Consider the following 17,585-nt stretch of genomic DNA (forward strand, 5'->3'; position numbering starts at 1 on the left):
ATAGGGGTGGGTTGTCCACACTTGCGCTCGTTGTGTTGGGGGTGGGTTGTCCGCATGCATCTCCGGAGCGGTGGGGGCGGGTTGTCCACATCGGCCGTGGTCATCCACGGGTCGAGCTTGCGGGTCGGGTTTCCACCGTCTGCGCGACTACGCTTGACTCGGGGGCTGCTCAGGTCGGGTGTGCCGGTCGTTTGTCATCCGGTGCAGGTGGGCATGGGGCGCCCCAGCTCGCCACACCCGCCGGCCTGCGACTTGGTCAAAAGCCGTTTCCCCTGGTAGCGGCTGCGCCAACCGGACTGCATGTGGCCTGGGCCACACCGGGGGACCCCCACCTTTGCCGTTCGCCGGGAAATAAGACACACTTGTGTTGTGAAAAAGACCGCCCCGGCTCCGCGGACCGCGACGGAGGCAACTGCCCCCGCCGTGGCCGGGCAGCAGGCTGATGGGCGCACCCGCGAGGGTGTGGCCCGGCTGCTGCTGGAGCGGGGGCCGGTCACGGCGGTCGCGATCGCCGAGGCGTTGGGGTTGAGTCCGACCGCTGTCCGCAGGCACTTGGACGCACTGGTCGCCGACGGGGAGGCGTACACGCGTGACGCCCCGCGTCGGGAGGTCAGGGGCCGTGGGCGACCGGCGCGGCTTTTCCTGCTCACCGAGGCCGGGCGGTCCCGGTTCGGGCACGCCTACGACGACCTCGCGATCTCCGCGCTGCGCTTCCTCGCCGAGAGCGGGGGGGAGCAGGCGGTCCGCGCCTTCGCGGAGCGCCGGGTGGCCACGCTGGTCGACCGGCACCGCGACGCCGTGGCCGCGCTCGCCGACCCTGTGGACCGCGCCGAGGCCTTGGCCACGGCGCTGACCAGGGAGGGCTACGCCGCATCGACGCGCAGTGTCGGCGCGGGGGAACAGCTGTGCCAGCACCACTGTCCGGTGGCGCACGTGGCGGCCGAGTTCCCCCAGCTGTGCGAGGTCGAGACGGCGGCGTTCGCCGACCTGTTGGGCACGCACGTCCAGCGGTTGGCGACGATCGCCCGGGGCGACGCCGCGTGTACCACCCACGTGCCGCACCTCGCCGGGGAACCCGGCGGGCGGGCACGTCAGATCCCGGATGGAGGGAAGTCCCCATGACTGCCGCTGCGCAGCAGCGCACCACCACACCCCAGCCGCTCACCCAGGACGAGACCCTGGCGACGCTCGGGCGGTACGAGTACGGCTGGGCCGACTCCGACACCGCGGGCGCGATAGCGCAACGCGGTCTCTCGGAGGCCGTGGTCCGGGACATCTCGGCCAAGAAGGGCGAGCCGGAGTGGATGCTGGAGTCCCGGCTCAAGGCGCTGCGCCTGTTCGACCGGAAGCCGATGCCCTCGTGGGGCGCGGACCTGTCCGGCATCGACTTCGACAACATCAAGTACTTCGTGCGGTCCACCGAGAAGCAGGCCCAGTCCTGGGAGGACCTGCCGGAGGACATCAAGAACACCTACGACAGGCTGGGCATCCCGGAGGCGGAGAAGGCCCGCCTCGTCGCCGGGGTCGCCGCCCAGTACGAGTCCGAAGTGGTCTATCACAAGATCAACGAGGAGCTGGCGAAGCAGGGTGTCGTCTTCTTGGACACCGACACCGCCCTCAAGGAGCACCCGGAGCTGTTCGAGGAGTACTACGGCTCGGTGATCCCGCACGGTGACAACAAGTTCTCCGCGCTCAACGGCGCCGTGTGGTCCGGCGGCTCGTTCATCTACGTGCCCAAGGGCGTGCACGTGGAGATCCCGCTGCAGGCCTACTTCCGGATCAACACCGAGAACATGGGCCAGTTCGAGCGGACCCTGATCATCGTCGACGAAGACGCCTACGTGCACTACGTCGAGGGCTGCACCGCCCCGATCTACTCCTCCGACTCGCTGCACTCGGCGGTCGTGGAGATCGTGGTGAAGAAGGGCGCCCGCTGCCGGTACACGACCATCCAGAACTGGTCGAACAACGTGTACAACCTGGTCACCAAGCGCGCCAAGGCCGAGGCGGGCGCCACCATGGAGTGGGTCGACGGCAACATCGGCTCCAAGGTGACCATGAAGTACCCGGCGGTGTTCCTGATGGGCGAGCACGCCAAGGGCGAGGTGCTCTCCATCGCGTTCGCCGGTGAGGGCCAGCACCAGGACGCGGGCGCGAAGATGGTGCACATGGCGCCGCACACGTCGTCGACGATCATCTCGAAGTCGGTGGCCAGGGGCGGTGGCCGCACCTCGTACCGCGGTCTGGTGCAGGTGAACAAGCGGGCGCACCACGCCAAGTCCACGGTCAAGTGCGACGCGCTGCTGGTCGACCAGATCAGCCGCTCGGACACCTACCCGTACGTCGACGTCCGTGAGGACGACGTGGCGATGGGCCACGAGGCGACCGTCTCCAAGGTCAGCGACGACCAGTTGTTCTACCTGATGTCGCGCGGCCTGACCGAGGACGAGGCCATGGCGATGATCGTGCGCGGGTTCGTCGAGCCCATCGCGCGCGAGCTCCCCATGGAGTACGCCCTCGAACTGAACCGACTGATCGAGCTGCAGATGGAAGGAGCGGTCGGCTAGATGACCGCCGCTGTTGAGAAGTCGCGCGGGGTTCCCGAGTCTTCGCGCGCCGAGTGGTTCACCTCGTACGACGTGGACGCCTTCGAGGTGCCCTCGGGTCGTGAGGAGATCTGGCGCTTCACCCCGATGAAGCGGATCGCCGGTCTGCACACCGGTGTCGCGGCGACGGGTTCGGCCGAGGTCGAGGTCGAGGCCCCGACCGGTGTGACCGTGGAAACGGTGCCGCGTGGCGATTCCCGGCTCGGTCAGGGCGGCGTGCCCGCCGACCGGGTCGCCGCGCAGGCGTACAGCTCGTTCGCCGACGCCACCGTCCTCACCGTCGCCGCCGACACCCGCGTCGAGCCGGTCACCGTCACGGTGACCGGCCCCGGCGCGGGCGAGGTCGCCTACGGGCACCTGCAGGTGCGGGCCGAGCGGTTCGCCGAGGCCGTCGTCGTGATCGACCACCGCGGTTCCGGCGTCTACGCCGACAACGTGGAGTTCGTGCTGGCCGACGGCGCGAAGCTCACCGTGGTGTCCATTCAGGACTGGGCGGACGACGCGGTGCACATCTCCGCGCACCACGCCAGGATCGGTCGGGACGCCGTGCTCCGGCACACCGCGATCACCTTGGGTGGCAACGTCGTCCGGCTCTCCCCGACGGCCGCGTTCGCCGACAGGGGCGCGGAGGTGGAGCTCAACGGCATCTACTTCGCCGACGCGGGGCAGCACTTCGAGCACCGGACCTTTGTGGACCACGCCGTGCCCAACTGCACGTCCAACGTTGTCTACAAGGGAGCGTTGCAGGGTGAGGACGCGCACACCGTCTGGATCGGCGACGTGCTCATCCGCGCGGCGGCCGAGGGCACGCAGACCTACGAGCTGAACCGGAACCTGCTGCTCACCGACGGCGCCCGCGCCGACTCGGTGCCGAACCTGGAGATCGAGACCGGTGAGATCGCCGGCGCCGGTCACGCCAGCGCCACCGGCCGGTTCGACGACGAGCAGTTGTTCTACCTGCAGGCCCGCGGCATCCCCGAGGACCAGGCCCGCCGGTTGGTCGTGCGCGGCTTCTTCCACGAGCTGCTGATGAAGATCCAGGTCCCCGCCGTGCGCGAGCGCCTGGAGGCCGCGATCGAGGCCGAGCTGGAAGCCGTCGGCGGATGACCGGGGCAGCGGTCACCCGGGCGTGCGCGCTGTCGGACCTGGTCGACGGCGAGCCGCTCGGCGTCGACATCGGCGACGTGCCCGTTGTCCTCGTCCGCCAAGGTGAGCAGGTGCACGCGCTGCGCAACTGGTGCTCGCACGCCGCCGTCGCCCTCTCCGAGGGCGAGCTCACCCGCCGCGGCCTGGAGTGCTGGCTGCACGGCTCCTGCTTCGACCTGCGCACCGGGCTCCCGTCGTCGCCGCCCGCGACCGACCCGATCCCGGTCTACCCGGTGACCGTCGACGGCGACGACGTGCACGTCGACGTCACCAGCACCCTCAACTGACCACCCCACTGACTTTGCTTTGACCACAGGAGAAACAACCACCATGGCCACCCTGGAGATCAAGGACCTGCACGTGTCGGTCGGCACCGACGACGGGGCCAAGGAGATCCTCAAGGGCGTCGACCTGACCGTCCGGGCAGGCGAGACCCACGCGATCATGGGCCCGAACGGGTCCGGCAAGTCCACCCTGTCCTACGCCGTCGCCGGGCACCCCAAGTACGAGGTCACCAGCGGCACCGTCACCCTCGACGGCGAGGACGTGCTGGCCATGAGCGTGGACGAGCGCGCCCGCGCCGGTCTGTTCCTGGCCATGCAGTACCCGGTCGAGGTGCCCGGCGTGTCGATGTCGAACTTCCTGCGCACCGCGGCCACCGCCGTGCGCGGCGAGGCGCCGAAGCTGCGCACCTGGGTCAAGGAGGTCAAGGCGTCGATGGCCGAGCTGGACATCGACCCCGCCTTCGCCGAGCGCAGCGTCAACGAGGGCTTCTCCGGCGGCGAGAAGAAGCGGCACGAGATCCTGCAGTTGGCGCTGCTCAACCCGAAGATCGCCATCCTGGACGAGACCGACTCCGGCCTCGACGTGGACGCGCTGCGCGTGGTCTCCGAGGGCGTCAACCGGTTCAAGGCGTCCGGTGAGACCGGTGTCCTGCTGATCACGCACTACACCCGCATCCTGCGCCACATCACCCCCGACTTCGTGCACGTGTTCGCGGGCGGCCGGATCGTCGAGTCCGGCGGTTCGGAGCTGGCCGACCAGCTCGAGTCCGGGGGTTACGTCAAGTACACCGGGGAAGCAGCGGGCGTCTGAGCGCGTTGCACTGGTAGAGCCCGTCATGAAGGGGGTACCGGTCAGGTGACCGCAGTGACCGCACCGCTGGACGTCGACGCCCTGCGCGCCGACTTCCCCATCCTCGGCCGCACCGTCCGCGACGGCAAACGGCTGGTGTACCTGGATTCCGGGGCCACCTCGCAGCACCCGGTCCAGGTGATCGAGGCCGAGCGCGCCTTCCTCACCGAGCACAACGCCGCCGTGCACCGCGGCGCGCACCAGCTCGCCGAGGAAGCCACCGACGCCTACGAGCACGCCCGCGCCCGGATCGCCGAGTTCGTCGGCGCGTCGGCGAACGAGCTGGTGTTCACCAAGAACGCCACCGAGGGCATCAACCTGGTCGCCTACGCCATGGGCAACGCGTCCACCGCAGGCCCGGAATCAGCCCGGTTCAAGCTCGGTCCCGGCGACGAGATCGTCATCACCGAGATGGAGCACCACGCGAACCTGGTGCCGTGGCAGCAGTTGGCGCAGCGCACCGGGGCGACCCTGCGCTGGCTCGGTGTCACCGACGAAGGTCGGCTTGATCTGTCCAACGTGGACGAACTGGTCAACTCGCGGACCAAGGTGCTGGCGTTCACCCACCAGTCCAATGTGCTCGGAACGGTCAACCCGGTCGAGCCGCTGGTCGCGCGAGCGCGTTCCGTTGGCGCGCTGGTGGTCCTGGATGCCTGCCAGTCCGTGCCACACTCCGCTGTGGACTTCCGCGCGCTGGGTATCGACTTCGCGGTGTTCTCCAGTCACAAGATGCTCGGCCCGTACGGCCTCGGTGTCCTCTATGGACGCCACGAGCTGCTGGCGGCCATGCCGCCGTTCCTCACCGGCGGGTCGATGATCGAGATGGTGGAGATGACGCGGACCACGTTCGCGCCGCCGCCGCAGCGGTTCGAGGCGGGCACCCCGATGACCTCGCAGGCGGTCGCGCTCGGCGCGGCCGTCGACTACCTGTCGGTCGTCGGGATGGACCGGATCGCCGCGCACGAGCACCAGTTGACCGTCGCCGCGCTGGACGGTCTCGCGGGCATCGAGGGGATCCGGGTCCTCGGGCCGGTGGACGGGCACGCGCGCGGGGGAGCGGTGGCGTTCGTCGTCGACGGCATCCACCCGCACGACGTCGGTCAGGTCCTCGACGACCAGGGTGTCGCCGTGCGCGTCGGCCACCACTGCGCGTGGCCGCTGCACCGCCGGTTGGGTGTCCCCGCTTCGGTGCGCGCCAGCTTCTACCTGTACAACGACCTGGCGGACGTGGACGCGTTCCTGGCCGCGGTCCGGGAGACGCGGCGCTTCTTCGGGGTGGCGTGATGCAACTGCAGCAGATGTACCAGGAGATCATCCTGGACCACTACAAGAACCCGCACGGCCGCGGCCTGCGCGACCCGTTCGACGCCGAGTCGTTCCAGGTCAACCCGACCTGCGGCGACGAGGTGACGCTGCGGGTCCGCCTCGACGGCGACCAGGTCGCCGACGTCTCGTACGACGGCCAGGGCTGCTCCATCAGCCAGGCGTCCACATCGGTGCTGACGGATCTCGTGGTGGGCCGGTCGGTGGGCGAGGCGTTCGGCAAGCTCGACGCGTTCGTCGAGCTCATGCAGGGCCGCGGCACCGTCGAGCCGGACGAGGACGTGTTGGAGGACGGCATCGCGTTCGCCGGTGTCGCCAAGTACCCCGCCAGGGTCAAGTGCGCCCTGCTCGGCTGGATGGCGTTCAAGGACGCGGTCGCCCGCGCCCAGGGAGGATCCTGATGGAAGAAGTCACCCGGGGCGCCGCGGGCATGCCCGACCAGCTCCCCCGCGCCGACATCGCCACCCTCGACGACGTCGAGGAAGCCATGCGCGACGTGGTCGACCCCGAACTCGGCATCAACGTCGTCGACCTCGGCCTGGTCTACGACATCCGCGTCGAGCCGGACAACACCGCCACCCTCGACATGACGCTGACCTCGGCCGCCTGCCCGCTGACGGACGTGATCGAGGACCAGACCCGCTCCGCGCTGACCGGCAACGGCCTGGTGGACGACTTCCGGATCAACTGGGTGTGGATGCCGCCCTGGGGTCCGGAGAAGATCACCGAGGACGGGCGGGAGCAGTTGCGCGCCCTCGGCTTCACGGTGTGACGCTCACCTGAACGGCCCGCCACCTCGGTGGCGGGCCGTTTGTGCGTTCCAGGGGCGGGAGCAGCGAGTCGGCGAGGCGGTCGCGGGTGGCGGCCGGGAGGTCGGTCATGCGGAGGGGCGGGGCCGCCGGATCGCGCCACTCCGTGCGGCGGCCGACGCTGGATCGCGCCACTTCGTCGCCGAGTTGTCCACATCCTGCCCGGTTGTCCACAGCCCGCGGTCCCCCTCTCTTGACAGCCGCCGTTTCGCGATAGCGTCAGGAATGGGCGACCGGCCCCCGGGTGGGTGGGGTCCCGGTGTGGGGCGGTCGGGGTGGCCGGTCAATCGCTGGTGTGGGTGATTTCGGCGCGGGGGTGTTCCGGAGTGGGGGTGTTCCAGGGCGGCGTGATCCAGGGCGGGGTGATCCGGGCCGGGGTGTTCTGGGCCGGGTGTTCCGAGGCGGGGTGATCCTGGCGCGGGGTGATCCGGGGCGGGGGTGGTCTTGGCGCGGGGGTCGACGTTCGTCGGTGGCGGGGGTGATCGACTTCTGTTGCTATGGGGGTGTGCCCCGACCCACCCGCGCCGAGCTCGATGCGGCGAAGAACCGGACCATCCCCGATGTGATCGGGGTCGACCCGACCGTGTTGTTCTGCGGGATCAACCCGAGCCTGTACTCCGGTGCCACCGGTCACCACTTCGCCCGGCCGGGGAACCGGTTCTGGCCAGCGTTGTGGCGGTCGGGGTTCACGCCGCGGTTGTTGCGGCCCGAGGAGCAGGGCCTGTTGCCGGGGTTCGGGCTCGGCGTGACCAACCTCGTGCGCCGGGCGACGGCGCGGGCGGACGAGCTGACCGACGACGAGCTGAAAGCGGGCGGGCAGCGGCTGCGCGAGGTTGTCGCCGCGTGTGCGCCGCTGGTGGTCGCGGTGGTGGGGGTGACCGCCTACCGGGCGGCCTTCGCGACGCCGAAGGCGGTGATCGGGGCGCAGCCGGAGCTGTTCGAGTCGGCGCGGGTGTGGGTCCTGCCGAACCCGAGCGGGCTCAACGCGCACTACCAGTTGGACAGTCTCGCCGCCGAGTTCCGCGCGCTGCGGGAGTCACTCGGCTGAGCGTGCCCGGATTCGGGCACAGGAGTTGCCCGCCCGGGTGGTCCGGTGTCAGGGTCTGGCGTGACCGAGCCGCCGCCTGATCTGGTCCGCCACGTCGCCGGGTCCACCGGGTTGCCCCCGGGGGTGGCGGCGCGGGTGGTCGCGGACGTGGCGGCGTACTTCGCGGAGACCGTCGAGGACTACGTGCGGCGCAGGCACACCGAGTTGCGCCGCCGCCAGGTCGGCAACGCCGAGATCTGGACGCGGGTGGCGCGCGAGCTGGCCGCGCGTCCGGTGCGGGCGCCGGATCTCAGTGAGCGGCAGTTGCGGCGCATCGTTTACGGCTGAGGAGTGGGACATGTGCGGGATCGTCGGGTACCTCGGCGGCAGGCAGGCCACCCCGGTGCTGGTGGAGGGGCTGCACCGGCTGGAGTACCGGGGCTACGACTCGGCCGGGGTCGCCGTGCTCGACGGCGGCGAGATCGTCGTCACCAAGACGGCGGGACGGGTGCAGGACCTGCGTGACCTGCTCGTCGACAGCCCGGCCACGGTCGGTGTCGCGCACACCCGGTGGGCCACCCACGGTGTGGCGTCGGACCGCAACGCGCACCCGCACCTGGACGCCGGGCTGCGGATCGCCGTGGTGCACAACGGGATCATCGAGAACGCCGAGCAGCTCCGCGCGCGCCTGCAGGCCGACGGCGTCGAGCTGGTCTCGGAGACCGACACCGAGGCGCTCGCGCACCTGATCGCCCAGCAGCGGGCGGACTCGTTGGAGGACGCGGTGCGGGCGGCGCTGCGCGGGGTCGAGGGCACCTACGGGCTGGTCGTGCTGGACCGCGACCGCCCGGACGAGCTCGTGGTCGCCCGCAACGGCAGCCCGGTCGTGCTGGGGGTCGGCGACGGCGAGATGTTCGTCGCCTCCGACGTCTCCGCGCTGGTGCACCACACCCAGCGGGTCGTGTTCCTCGACGACGGCGAACTCGCCACGCTCACCGCGACCGGCTACCGCACGTCCACTTTGGACGCCAGGAGCACCAGCAAGGTCCCGACAACGGTGGCCGTCGCCGCCGACGCCTACGAGCTCGGCGGCCACGAGGACTTCATGCGCAAGGAGATGGCCGAGCAGCCCGAGGCCATCGCCCGCGCCCTGCGCGGCCGGTTGGACGAGCGGTTCGCCACCGCGCACCTCGGCGGCCTCGCGCTCGACCCGATGGCGCTGCGGGCGATCAGGCGGGTCAAGTTCCTCGGCTGCGGTTCGGCCTACTACGCCGGGCAGATGGGCGCGGTCCTGGTCGAGGAGCTGGCCCGCGTCCCGGCCGACGCCGAGCCCGCGTCCGAGTTCCGCTACCGCAACCCCGTGGTCGACCCGGACGCGCTCTACGTCGCGGTCAGCCAGTCCGGCGAGACGCTGGACACGTTGGCGGCGGTGCAGGAGCTGCGGCGCAAGGGCGGCCGGGTGATCGGCGCGGTCAACGTCGTCGGCAGCGCGATCGCCCGTGAGTGCGGCAGCGGCGTGTTCCTGCACGCCGGACCGGAGGTGTCGGTGGCGTCGACCAAGGCGCTGACCAACATGACCGTCTCGTTCGCCATGCTGGCCCTGCTGCTCGGCCGGGTCCGCGACCTGAGCGCCGCCGCGGGCGGTCGGATCGTCGCCGGGTTGCGCGGCCTGCCGGGCCAGGTGGAGCGCGTACTGGCCGACGACGCCGACATCGCCCGGATCGCCAAGCGGTACGCGCACGCCCGGCACATGTTCTTCCTCGGTCGGGTCCGCGGCTGGCCGGTCGCCCGCGAGGGCGCGCAGAAGCTCAAGGAGATCTCTTACGTCCACGCCGAGGCCTACCAGTCCGCCGAGCTGAAACACGGCCCGCTCGCCCTGATCGACCCCGACATGCCCAGCGTCGTCGTCGTGCCCGCCGACGACCTGGTGGCCAAGAACATCGCCACCATCGAACAGGTCAAGGCCCGCGGCGGCCCCGTCATCGCCATCACCAACGCCGACCTGCCGGACGGCCTGGCCGACGAGGTGATCCGCGTCCCCCGCGGCGAGCCGGAGTTGGACCCGATCCTGCTGACCATCCCGCTGCAACTGCTCGCGTACCACACCGCCGCCGCCCTCGGCCGCGACGTCGACCGGCCGCGGAACCTGGCCAAGAGCGTCACCGTGGAGTAGTGGTATCCCGGGGAGCCGGTTATGTCCCGCGAACGGACGACAGCCGGTTCGGGTGCGGCCGGGTGGATCTCCCGGGTCCGACCCGCCGACATGGGCCGATGTGCCCGGGACATCAGGGGCATCTTTGTGTCTTAGTCCCGCCGATGGCGTTTCTAGGTCTCGCTCCACGCGGGGTTATGTCGGTACGTTCCCCTGTTATGGCCCCCGTCCCCCCGGTCCTCGGCCGGACGCAGGTGATCGCCCGCTGCCAGGCCGCGCTCGCCGACGGTGGCGGGGTGCTGCTGCACGGGCCCGCCGGGATCGGCAAGTCGGTGCTGCTGGACACCCTGGTCGCGGGCGCCGGGGTGGACCTGGTGCTGCGGACCTGCCCGGCCGCGGCCGACCGGGACCTGCCGCACGTCGCGCTCTACGACCTGCTCGCCAAGGTCCTGCCGACCGTGCGACTGGCCACCCACCTGCGCGCCGCCCTCGACACCGCGCTGCTGCGCGCCGCCCCCGCGCACCCGGTCGACCCGCTCGCGTTGCGCCTGGCCGTGGTCGACCTGGTGCGTGGTCTCGCCGAACGCCAACCGTTGCTGCTGGTCGTCGACGACGCGCAGTGGCTCGACCAGGCCAGCGCGGACGTGCTCGCGTTCGCCGCGCGCAGGCTGGTCGACCAGCCGGTGCGGGTGCTGGTCGCCGAGCGCGCCGAGGGGGCGCCGACCCGGGGTGCGCTGTCGCCGTCGCCGGTGCTGGAGGTCGAGGTCACCGGGATCGCGCCGACCGCCGTGGCCGAGTTGTTGCGCACCAGGCTGGTCCAGCCGCTGCCGTCCACCACGGTCAACCGGGTCGTCGCCGCGAGCGGCGGGAACCCGTTGTACGCCTTGGAGTTGGGCCGCGCGCTGGCCCGGCACGGCGGCTCGGTCGGCGCGGACGAACCGCTGCCGGTGCCGGGGCCGCTGCGGGAACTGGTCATCGACCGGCTCGCGCCGCTGCCCGAGGCGGCGTGGGACGTGTTGCGCCTGGTGACGGTCGCCGTCCGCCCCGGTCTGGACCTGTTGCCGCTGGGGGACACCGGGCTCGCCGCCGCCCGCGCGGCCGGGGTGCTCGTCGCCGACCAGGACGGCGGGCTGCGGTTCAGCCACCCGCTGCTCGGCGAGGTCGTCGCCGCGGAGGCCAGCTCCAAGCAGTGGACCGCCGCGCACGCCAGGATGGCGGGCCTGGTCACCGATCCCATCGAACGGGCCCGCCACCGGGCGCTGGCGACCCTGCGGCCGGACGCGCCGATCGCGGGCGAACTCGTCGAGGCCGCGCGGCTGGCCGTCACCAGGGGAGCGCCCGCGACCGCCGCCGACCTGCTCCGCCTCGCCGCGCACCGCACCCCCGCCCCGGGCCCGCGGGCCGAACGCCTGCTGGCCGCCGCCCGCGCCGCCGCGGAAGCCGGGCTGACGTCGTCGGCCGCCGACCTGTGCCGGGCCGTGGCGCGCACCGCGGCCGGGGCGACCCGCGCGTGGGCGCGGCTGCTGCTGTTCGACCTCGCGGGCCGGGACATGGCCTCGTTCAGCGGGCTGCTGGAGGAGGTCGCCGCCGACGCGGACGGCGACCCGGCGCTGCGCGGCGCGCTGCTGATGCGCCGCGCCGAGCTCAGTGCCCACTTGGGACACACCGCGGCCGCGTTGGCGCACCTGGACGAGGTCGACGTGCTGGCGGCCAGGGTCGGCGACGTCAACCTGATCATCCGGTCGCTGAACATGCGGATCCCGTTCGCGGCCGCGTCGGGCCCCGAGGTCGAGAGCGACCTGTGCGAGCGGCTGGCCAGGCACACCGAGGGCAGGCCGCTGTCCGAACCGGTGCTGACCGCCCGGATCTTCCTCGCCGTCGTCGCCCTCCGCCGCGGCGAGACCGCCCGCGCGGTGGAGATGCTCGAACGCGCCTGCCGGGAAACCGAGGCGGCAGGCCGAATCCGCGACCTGATCGCCGTCCTGTACACGCTGACCTCCGCCTACGAACGCGCGGGCCGCTGCGCCGACGTCCGCCGCACCGCCACCTGGGGCGCCCGCCTCCGCGTCGACGTCGACCACCACCCCGGCATCGGCCTGACCCTGCGCGCCGTCGCCGAACTCAACACCGGCAGCCTCGACACGGCCACCGACCTCCTCGCCCAAGCAGCGGCCGCCGACGAGGAATCCCGAGACGGCGAATGGGCCGCGTACGCAAGTGGACTCCGCGGTCGAATCGCTTTCCTGCGCGGGGAATACCGAGCCGCAGCGCGCTGGCTGGACAGTTGCTTGTGGACATTGCGCGACCTCGGCTACACCGACCCCGCCCTGTTCCTCGCGGATGCCGACCTGGTGGAATCACTTGCGTGGTCTGGTCAACCCGCTCACGCGGAGGAAGCGCTGCGCAGCGCCCGCGACCGAGCCGCCACCCAAGGCCGACCAGTCGTGAACCTCGGACTGGACCGAGCCTCAGCCGTCATCGCCGCCCTCAACGGCAACGTGCGCGAAGCCGCCGACACCCTGCGCGCCGCCCTACCCGACGCACACCCCTACCCCCTGGAACTCGCCCGAGCCTGGTTCACCCTGGGCGTCCTGGAACGACGAGCCCGCCGCAAAGCCGCCGCCCGCGCCGCCCTGTCCGAGTCACTCCGCCGCTACACCACCGCGGGCTGCACCCCTTGGACGGCAAGGGCAACCGCCGAACTGACCAAATTGGACACCCCAGACGCGCCGCTGACCGACCTGGAGAACCAGATCCTCGGCCACCTCAAAGAAGGCGCCACCAACCGCCAGATCGCGACCACCCTGCACCTGTCGGTCAAGGCGGTCGAGGCCAACCTGACCCGGATGTACCGCAAACTGGGCGTCCGCAACCGAGCAGACCTGTCGTCCTAACCGGAGCAGCCTCAGCGCCGAACGCCCAGCCACTGCTGCGCCCCCCACTCCGCAAACCGTTCTACCTCGGTGAACCCCAGCTTGGCCGCCAGCCGCATCGACGCTTCGTTCGCGGTTTGCGTGCACAGCAAGACCGGCTCGCCGGGATACGCGCCACCGAACCAGCCGAGCGCCGCCCCACACGCCTCGGCCGCGTACCCGCGCCCCCACACCTGGTGCAGGAAAAGGTAACCCAGCTCAGCCTCCCCACCCTCCGGCCGAACCCGCCGCCGCTGCTCCGGTCCCCGCCGATCGAGGGTGATCATGCCAATCATCGCCTCGTCGAGCTCAACCACGAACAACCCCGGCCGCCGCCCCGGAACCCCGGGCACCGTGCGCTCCAGCTCACCCCGCGCCTGAGCCCCACCAACAAAGACCCCCACCTCCGGCGACGCGAACAACTCGATGAACGTCGCTCGATCCCGCGCCGCAGACTCGCGCAACACCAGCCGCTCAGTCCTGATCGGCGCAGGCGGCCACACGACGGGCTCGGTCATGGCGGCAACCTATCGCACACTCCCGCCGGCTGAAGCGAACGCGGGGCGGTGGTACCGGCGGATCGCCGCGGACGGTGACGAGGTCGGGCCGTTGTACCAGCCGGTTGTCCACAATGCCGCTAGTTGTCCACAGTGCCGCTGGTTGTCCACAGTCCGATCGCGTTGTGCTTGACAGGTCGGCGTTCGCGGTATGTTCAGGAATGGGCCCCCGGCCCCCGGGTGGGCGGGTCCCTGCCTGCACCACCGCGGTGTTGACGTCAAGCACCTGTCAGGACTCGTCTGGTGGATATCGAACTCGTCCTTGTCCACAAGGCGTTCTGTTGTCCACAGCCCACCGCACGTCCCTCTTGACAACCCGAGTTCCGCGCTACCGTCAGGAATGGGCCCCGGCGCCCCGGGTGGGCGGGCTCCTGTCTGGGGCACGGGGTGGCCGCCGGTCAATCGCTTGGTGGGGTGAACGGGGCGGCCTTGGTTGGGTGAACGGGTGGCCTTGGTGGGTGCGTGGGGCGGTCGCTGGGGAAGTGGGGCTGGGGGTAGCGGTGGTTGAGACCACTGTGGTTAGGGTTCCCACAGGGGTGTGGCACTCGCTGCGGCCTCGGTGAACAGGCGGCCGTCCAGCGTCGTTGTGGTCCGCTCGATCTCGGCATCGACCCAGTCCACGGTAATCCGCAGCGGTTCCGGTGGGGGGAGCGGCCAGAGGTTCACCAACTGCTCGAAGTAGTCCAGTCCACCTCGACCGCCGCCGGGGAACAGGCTCATGTCGGCTGGTTCCCGCCAGCGGGCGGTGGAGACAACCACGTCGCCGACGGCTACTTCAAGCGTAGGCCCGTGTTTGTCCCGCCCGTGCTTGAACAAGGGGACCAACAATTCGGAACTTCGGACCGCCGACACCACATCGAATCCGAGCCCGGTCGGCCAACACCACACGCCCCGCAGCCCCAACCGGGCCGTGGGGCTCGCGCCCAACACCACACGCGCGTGCACGAACCCCGGCAACACCTCTCCGGCAGGCGGAACCCTGAATCTGCGCTGCGCCTGCGGATTCGTCAAGACAGGCCCCCAGCTTTGTCGAAACCCGGACGTGGGAGGGAGAGCGGGTGGGTCAGCCGACGCGGGCGTGGGTGGCGCGGGAGCCGCGGAGGACTTCGACGCGGTCGGAGCCGGGGCGGGTGAGGACCCAACTGGAGCCGGGGACGGCTTTGGCGCGTTTCTTCAGTGGTGCCAACAGCTTCGACGCCTCGCGGTACGAGTTCACCGTGCCGACGCCGCAGACGAGGGAGGCCAGCGAGACGGTGACGGACATGCCTTCCGTGGTCCACTGGCGGTCGACGAGGCGGGTGGCGAGGGCGGTGATCTCGTCGAGGTCGGTGACGACGAGGAAGTCGTCGCCGCCGACGTGGGCGACGCGGGTGCCGTGCAGGTCTCGTTCGGCGTCGGTGAGGACGTGGCCGATGGTGCGGATCAGGTCGTCGCCCGCGGCGAAACCGACGGTGTCGTTGACCAGTTTGAACGAGTCGACGTCGAGCCAGGCCACCACGAACATCTCGGAGTTCTGGATGCGGCGGTCGATGTCGCGGTCGACGACGTCGCTGCCGGGCAGCCGGGTCAGCGGGTTCAGCGCGGCGGCCTGCTCTATCTTGGCCTCGGCCACGCCGCGCACCACCTCGGACAGCCGCGCCACCCCGACGCACACCCGGTCCGCGTCGACCACGACGACCTCGTCGCCGTGCCGGTCCCAGTCGGTGTCGCCGACCATGTCCAGCAGTTGCAGGCAGGTGGCGTCGGCGCGGATGCTGCGCGGGATGTCGCCGTGCCGCACCGCGGGTTTCCTCGCGTTGAGCGCGTGCCCGTACAAACCGGTGACGGCGAGCAGGAAACGGCTGCGCGGCAACGTGCTCACCGGTCTGCCCTCCGGGTCGACCAGCACCACACCGGTGATCGTCGGGTTGTCCGCGAAGATCCCGCGGACGTCCTCGGCGGTGGCGTCCTGCGGCATCGTCGTCGCCGCGCGCAGGAAGTCCGACACCAGCGGTATCGGCGCGGCGCCGGTGGTCGCGTTCAGCTCGATGATCTCGGCGACCGGGCGCGGCAGCGGCAGCGTGATCCCGCCCTCCCGGCTGGCCCCGGCCAGCAGGTTCCCCTGGGCCAGCCGCACGCCGAGCCGGTTCAGGCAGAGCAGTTGCTCCTCGGACTCCACACCGACAGCGGCCAGCCGGGTGCCGGTGCGGGTGCAGTACTGGGCGAGCGACTCGACCAGCGCCAGGCAGGCCGGGTCGTCCGGCAGGCCCGCGACCAGGTGCGCGTCCAGCTTCAGCAGGTCCGGGCCGACGTCGGTGATCAGCGACAGCGGCAGGTCGCCGTCGCCGATCGAGTCGAACGCCACCCCGTAGCCGCTCTCCCGCAGCACGCCGATGCCGCGCAGCAGCTCGGCGCGGTGCACCCGGGAGAACGGCGGGGTGATCTCCAGGACGATGTCGCGCGGTTTGCGGCCGGTCTGGTTCAGCGCGGGCCGCAGGAACCGGAGCAGGTCGTCCGGGGTGGTCGCGGTGGCGGCGACGATGTTGACGTGCAGCGGCAGCGGCGGCTCGTGCCGGGCGGAGGCGAGGACGGCGCGGCTGGCGAGCGAGATGTCGGTCTGCACCAAGCGGCCCGCCTTGCCCGCGGCGCGCAACAGGTCGTAGACGTTGCCGGTTCCCGGTCGGGCGAGCGCCTCGACGGCTATGGGTTCACCGGTACGGGTGCTGAGCAACGGCTGGAAGGCGAAGCTGACGTCCGGTGCGACGGTCACCCTGCCATCGTGCCTGGTTGACCTGGTCAGGTGATGGTTGGTCATCATCTGTTCATCGAGCCGTGTCCGGGACAACGATCGTCGTGCGGCATACGGACATGCCGGTGGTCAATACCGCGATAGCACCAACTTCCGGCGAATTCCCCACGAGGTCGTACGGAATACGGCAGCCATCGCGGCCGCCGTGCCACTGACGTCGGCCCGTCCGCTCAGGTACGCGCGCTGCAGGTCGTCCGGCAGCGCGAAGAACGCTTCAAAGAACTCCGGCAACCGGTCCGGCGGCAGGGCGAGCAAAGCGCGCAAACCGTGCAGCCGCAGCCGGTGCACCACCCGCGCCGCGGGCGACCACACCGCCGCCCGCCCAGCCGCCGCCGCGGCCACCGGCCCCCGCGGCAGCGCCCCCGCTATGGCCCGCGCCACCTCCGGCGCCGCCGCGAACGCGTCAGCCACGCTGTACCCGGTGGCCGGGTGCACCATCCCCGCCGCTGCCCCGAACGGCACCGACCCCCGATGTCGCGGTGACGTGGCGGGCAGGTCCACCGGAAACCGCACCCGCTCCACGGCGACCGCCACGGGCTCGCCGCCCAACCGCTCGTGCAGCCGCTCCCTGAGCACCTCCCACCGCACCCCGGGCCTGGCCGCCAACGACGTTTCCTCCAAGAGCACCCGGTCGGCTGACACCCCAACGGCGTAGAGGAAGGTTGGCGACCGGTCCCAACCCATCACCACGGCATCACCCGATCGGACAATCCCACCGACCCCCGCCGACGGCACCACCACCCCGTAGGCCGTCTGCTCCACCCGCACCCCGGGCGGCGGCCCACCGGACACCACCCGCCGCCACCCACTCGCGTCCACCACCACCGCACACGCGACCCGCCGCCCGGACCGCATCCGCACGGTCGCCCCCCGCCGCCCGAACTCCGCCCCGACAACCTCGTCGTCCACCGCCACCGCAGGCCCCCGCCGAAACGCCGCCCCCACAGACGCGTTGTCCAGGACCACATACCCCCGACCGAGCACGCGGCCCGCCCCCAACACCCGCCCCGCCCGCACGACGGCGCTACCCGCCGGAAGCCCACCACACTGATCGGCCCACAACCCGTAGGTGGCCGCCCACACCCGCCCAACCCCAGGCGCCACCACAACCGTCGCCAGCCCAGCCCGCGC

16 protein-coding genes are annotated in these 17,585 nt (G+C 71.3%); 12 read left to right on the forward strand and 4 right to left on the reverse strand.

Translation table 11 applies throughout. The features are described from left to right. Positions 1-369: 369 nt before the first annotated feature. The 12 genes from H504_RS35805 to H504_RS0118485 all read left to right on the forward strand — a co-directional run bounded on the left by H504_RS35805 (position 370) and on the right by H504_RS0118485 (position 13,091). Positions 370-1,122: a helix-turn-helix transcriptional regulator gene (locus H504_RS35805; protein WP_035304830.1), complete on the forward strand. Its 753-nt coding sequence runs from the start codon at positions 370-372 to the stop codon at positions 1,120-1,122. After that, positions 1,119-2,567 carry a Fe-S cluster assembly protein SufB gene (sufB, locus tag H504_RS0118430; protein ID WP_026423977.1) on the forward strand — a complete coding sequence of 483 codons (1,449 nt, stop codon included), beginning with the start codon at positions 1,119-1,121 and terminating at the stop codon, positions 2,565-2,567. The genes H504_RS35805 and sufB overlap by 4 nt, the downstream gene beginning before the upstream one ends. After that, positions 2,568-3,713: a Fe-S cluster assembly protein SufD gene (sufD, locus tag H504_RS0118435; protein WP_026423978.1), complete on the forward strand. Its 1,146-nt coding sequence runs from the start codon at positions 2,568-2,570 to the stop codon at positions 3,711-3,713. Then, positions 3,710-4,039, forward strand: coding sequence for a non-heme iron oxygenase ferredoxin subunit (locus tag H504_RS0118440; protein ID WP_026423979.1), 330 nt, complete (start codon positions 3,710-3,712; stop codon positions 4,037-4,039). Before sufD ends, H504_RS0118440 begins: the two co-directional genes overlap by 4 nt. A gap of 43 nt (positions 4,040-4,082) precedes the next feature. Then, positions 4,083-4,847 carry a Fe-S cluster assembly ATPase SufC gene (sufC, locus tag H504_RS0118445; protein WP_026423980.1) on the forward strand — a complete coding sequence of 255 codons (765 nt, stop codon included), beginning with the start codon at positions 4,083-4,085 and terminating at the stop codon, positions 4,845-4,847. Between the two features lie 45 nt (positions 4,848-4,892). After that, positions 4,893-6,170 carry a cysteine desulfurase gene (locus H504_RS0118450; protein ID WP_026423981.1) on the forward strand — a complete coding sequence of 426 codons (1,278 nt, stop codon included), beginning with the start codon at positions 4,893-4,895 and terminating at the stop codon, positions 6,168-6,170. Further along, positions 6,170-6,610, forward strand: coding sequence for a Fe-S cluster assembly sulfur transfer protein SufU (sufU, locus tag H504_RS0118455; protein WP_026423982.1), 441 nt, complete (start codon positions 6,170-6,172; stop codon positions 6,608-6,610). Before H504_RS0118450 ends, sufU begins: the two co-directional genes overlap by 1 nt. Continuing rightward, on the forward strand, positions 6,610-6,981 hold the full coding sequence (locus tag H504_RS0118460) for a metal-sulfur cluster assembly factor (RefSeq protein WP_026423983.1): 372 nt from the start codon (positions 6,610-6,612) through the stop codon (positions 6,979-6,981). Before sufU ends, H504_RS0118460 begins: the two co-directional genes overlap by 1 nt. 542 nt (positions 6,982-7,523) lie before the next feature. Continuing rightward, the gene (gene mug / locus H504_RS0118470; RefSeq protein WP_211239356.1) at positions 7,524-8,066 is read left to right on the forward strand and encodes a G/U mismatch-specific DNA glycosylase; all 543 of its coding nucleotides are present in this window, start codon (positions 7,524-7,526) and stop codon (positions 8,064-8,066) included. Between the two features lie 60 nt (positions 8,067-8,126). Further along, on the forward strand, positions 8,127-8,393 hold the full coding sequence (locus H504_RS0118475) for a hypothetical protein (protein ID WP_026423985.1): 267 nt from the start codon (positions 8,127-8,129) through the stop codon (positions 8,391-8,393). 10 nt (positions 8,394-8,403) lie between these two features. Continuing rightward, positions 8,404-10,218: a glutamine--fructose-6-phosphate transaminase (isomerizing) gene (gene glmS / locus H504_RS0118480; RefSeq protein ID WP_026423986.1), complete on the forward strand. Its 1,815-nt coding sequence runs from the start codon at positions 8,404-8,406 to the stop codon at positions 10,216-10,218. 197 nt (positions 10,219-10,415) lie between these two features. Then, positions 10,416-13,091 carry a helix-turn-helix transcriptional regulator gene (locus tag H504_RS0118485; protein WP_026423987.1) on the forward strand — a complete coding sequence of 892 codons (2,676 nt, stop codon included), beginning with the start codon at positions 10,416-10,418 and terminating at the stop codon, positions 13,089-13,091. A gap of 11 nt (positions 13,092-13,102) precedes the next feature. On the opposite strand, the gene H504_RS0118490 is transcribed toward H504_RS0118485, so the two are convergent. The 4 genes from H504_RS0118490 to H504_RS35810 form a co-directional block, all read right to left on the reverse strand. Next, the gene (locus tag H504_RS0118490; protein ID WP_026423988.1) at positions 13,103-13,627 is read right to left on the reverse strand and encodes a GNAT family N-acetyltransferase; all 525 of its coding nucleotides are present in this window, start codon (positions 13,625-13,627) and stop codon (positions 13,103-13,105) included. A gap of 558 nt (positions 13,628-14,185) precedes the next feature. Further along, complete coding sequence (locus H504_RS41380) at positions 14,186-14,425, reverse strand: hypothetical protein (protein WP_157440499.1); 240 nt, start codon at positions 14,423-14,425, stop codon at positions 14,186-14,188. Between the two features lie 304 nt (positions 14,426-14,729). Beyond that, positions 14,730-16,415 (reverse strand): bifunctional diguanylate cyclase/phosphodiesterase, encoded by a 1,686-nt coding sequence (locus H504_RS0118500; RefSeq protein WP_026423990.1) that lies wholly within the window; start codon positions 16,413-16,415, stop codon positions 14,730-14,732. A 108-nt stretch (positions 16,416-16,523) separates the two neighbouring features. Then, on the reverse strand, positions 16,524-17,585 hold a 1,062-nt coding region (locus H504_RS35810; RefSeq protein WP_035304843.1), incomplete at its 5' end, for a lycopene cyclase family protein.

Origin of the sequence: Actinokineospora inagensis DSM 44258, assembly GCF_000482865.1 — a bacterium.
Classification (GTDB): Bacteria; Actinomycetota; Actinomycetes; order Mycobacteriales; family Pseudonocardiaceae; genus Actinokineospora; species Actinokineospora inagensis.

Excerpts from the sequence above, each read along its gene's own strand:
- sufD (WP_026423978.1), top strand. The coding sequence starts at position 2,568 with ATGACCGCCGCTGTTGAGAAGTCGCGCGGGGTTCCCGAGTCTTCGCGC.
- glmS (WP_026423986.1), top strand. The coding sequence starts at position 8,404 with ATGTGCGGGATCGTCGGGTACCTCGGCGGCAGGCAGGCCACCCCGGTG.
- sufC (WP_026423980.1), top strand. The coding sequence starts at position 4,083 with ATGGCCACCCTGGAGATCAAGGACCTGCACGTGTCGGTCGGCACCGAC.
- H504_RS0118485 (WP_026423987.1), top strand. The coding sequence starts at position 10,416 with ATGGCCCCCGTCCCCCCGGTCCTCGGCCGGACGCAGGTGATCGCCCGC.
- sufB (WP_026423977.1), top strand. The coding sequence starts at position 1,119 with ATGACTGCCGCTGCGCAGCAGCGCACCACCACACCCCAGCCGCTCACC.
- sufU (WP_026423982.1), top strand. The coding sequence starts at position 6,170 with ATGCAACTGCAGCAGATGTACCAGGAGATCATCCTGGACCACTACAAG.
- H504_RS0118460 (WP_026423983.1), top strand. The coding sequence starts at position 6,610 with ATGGAAGAAGTCACCCGGGGCGCCGCGGGCATGCCCGACCAGCTCCCC.
- H504_RS0118490 (WP_026423988.1), bottom strand. The coding sequence starts at position 13,627 with ATGACCGAGCCCGTCGTGTGGCCGCCTGCGCCGATCAGGACTGAGCGG.
- H504_RS0118440 (WP_026423979.1), top strand. The coding sequence starts at position 3,710 with ATGACCGGGGCAGCGGTCACCCGGGCGTGCGCGCTGTCGGACCTGGTC.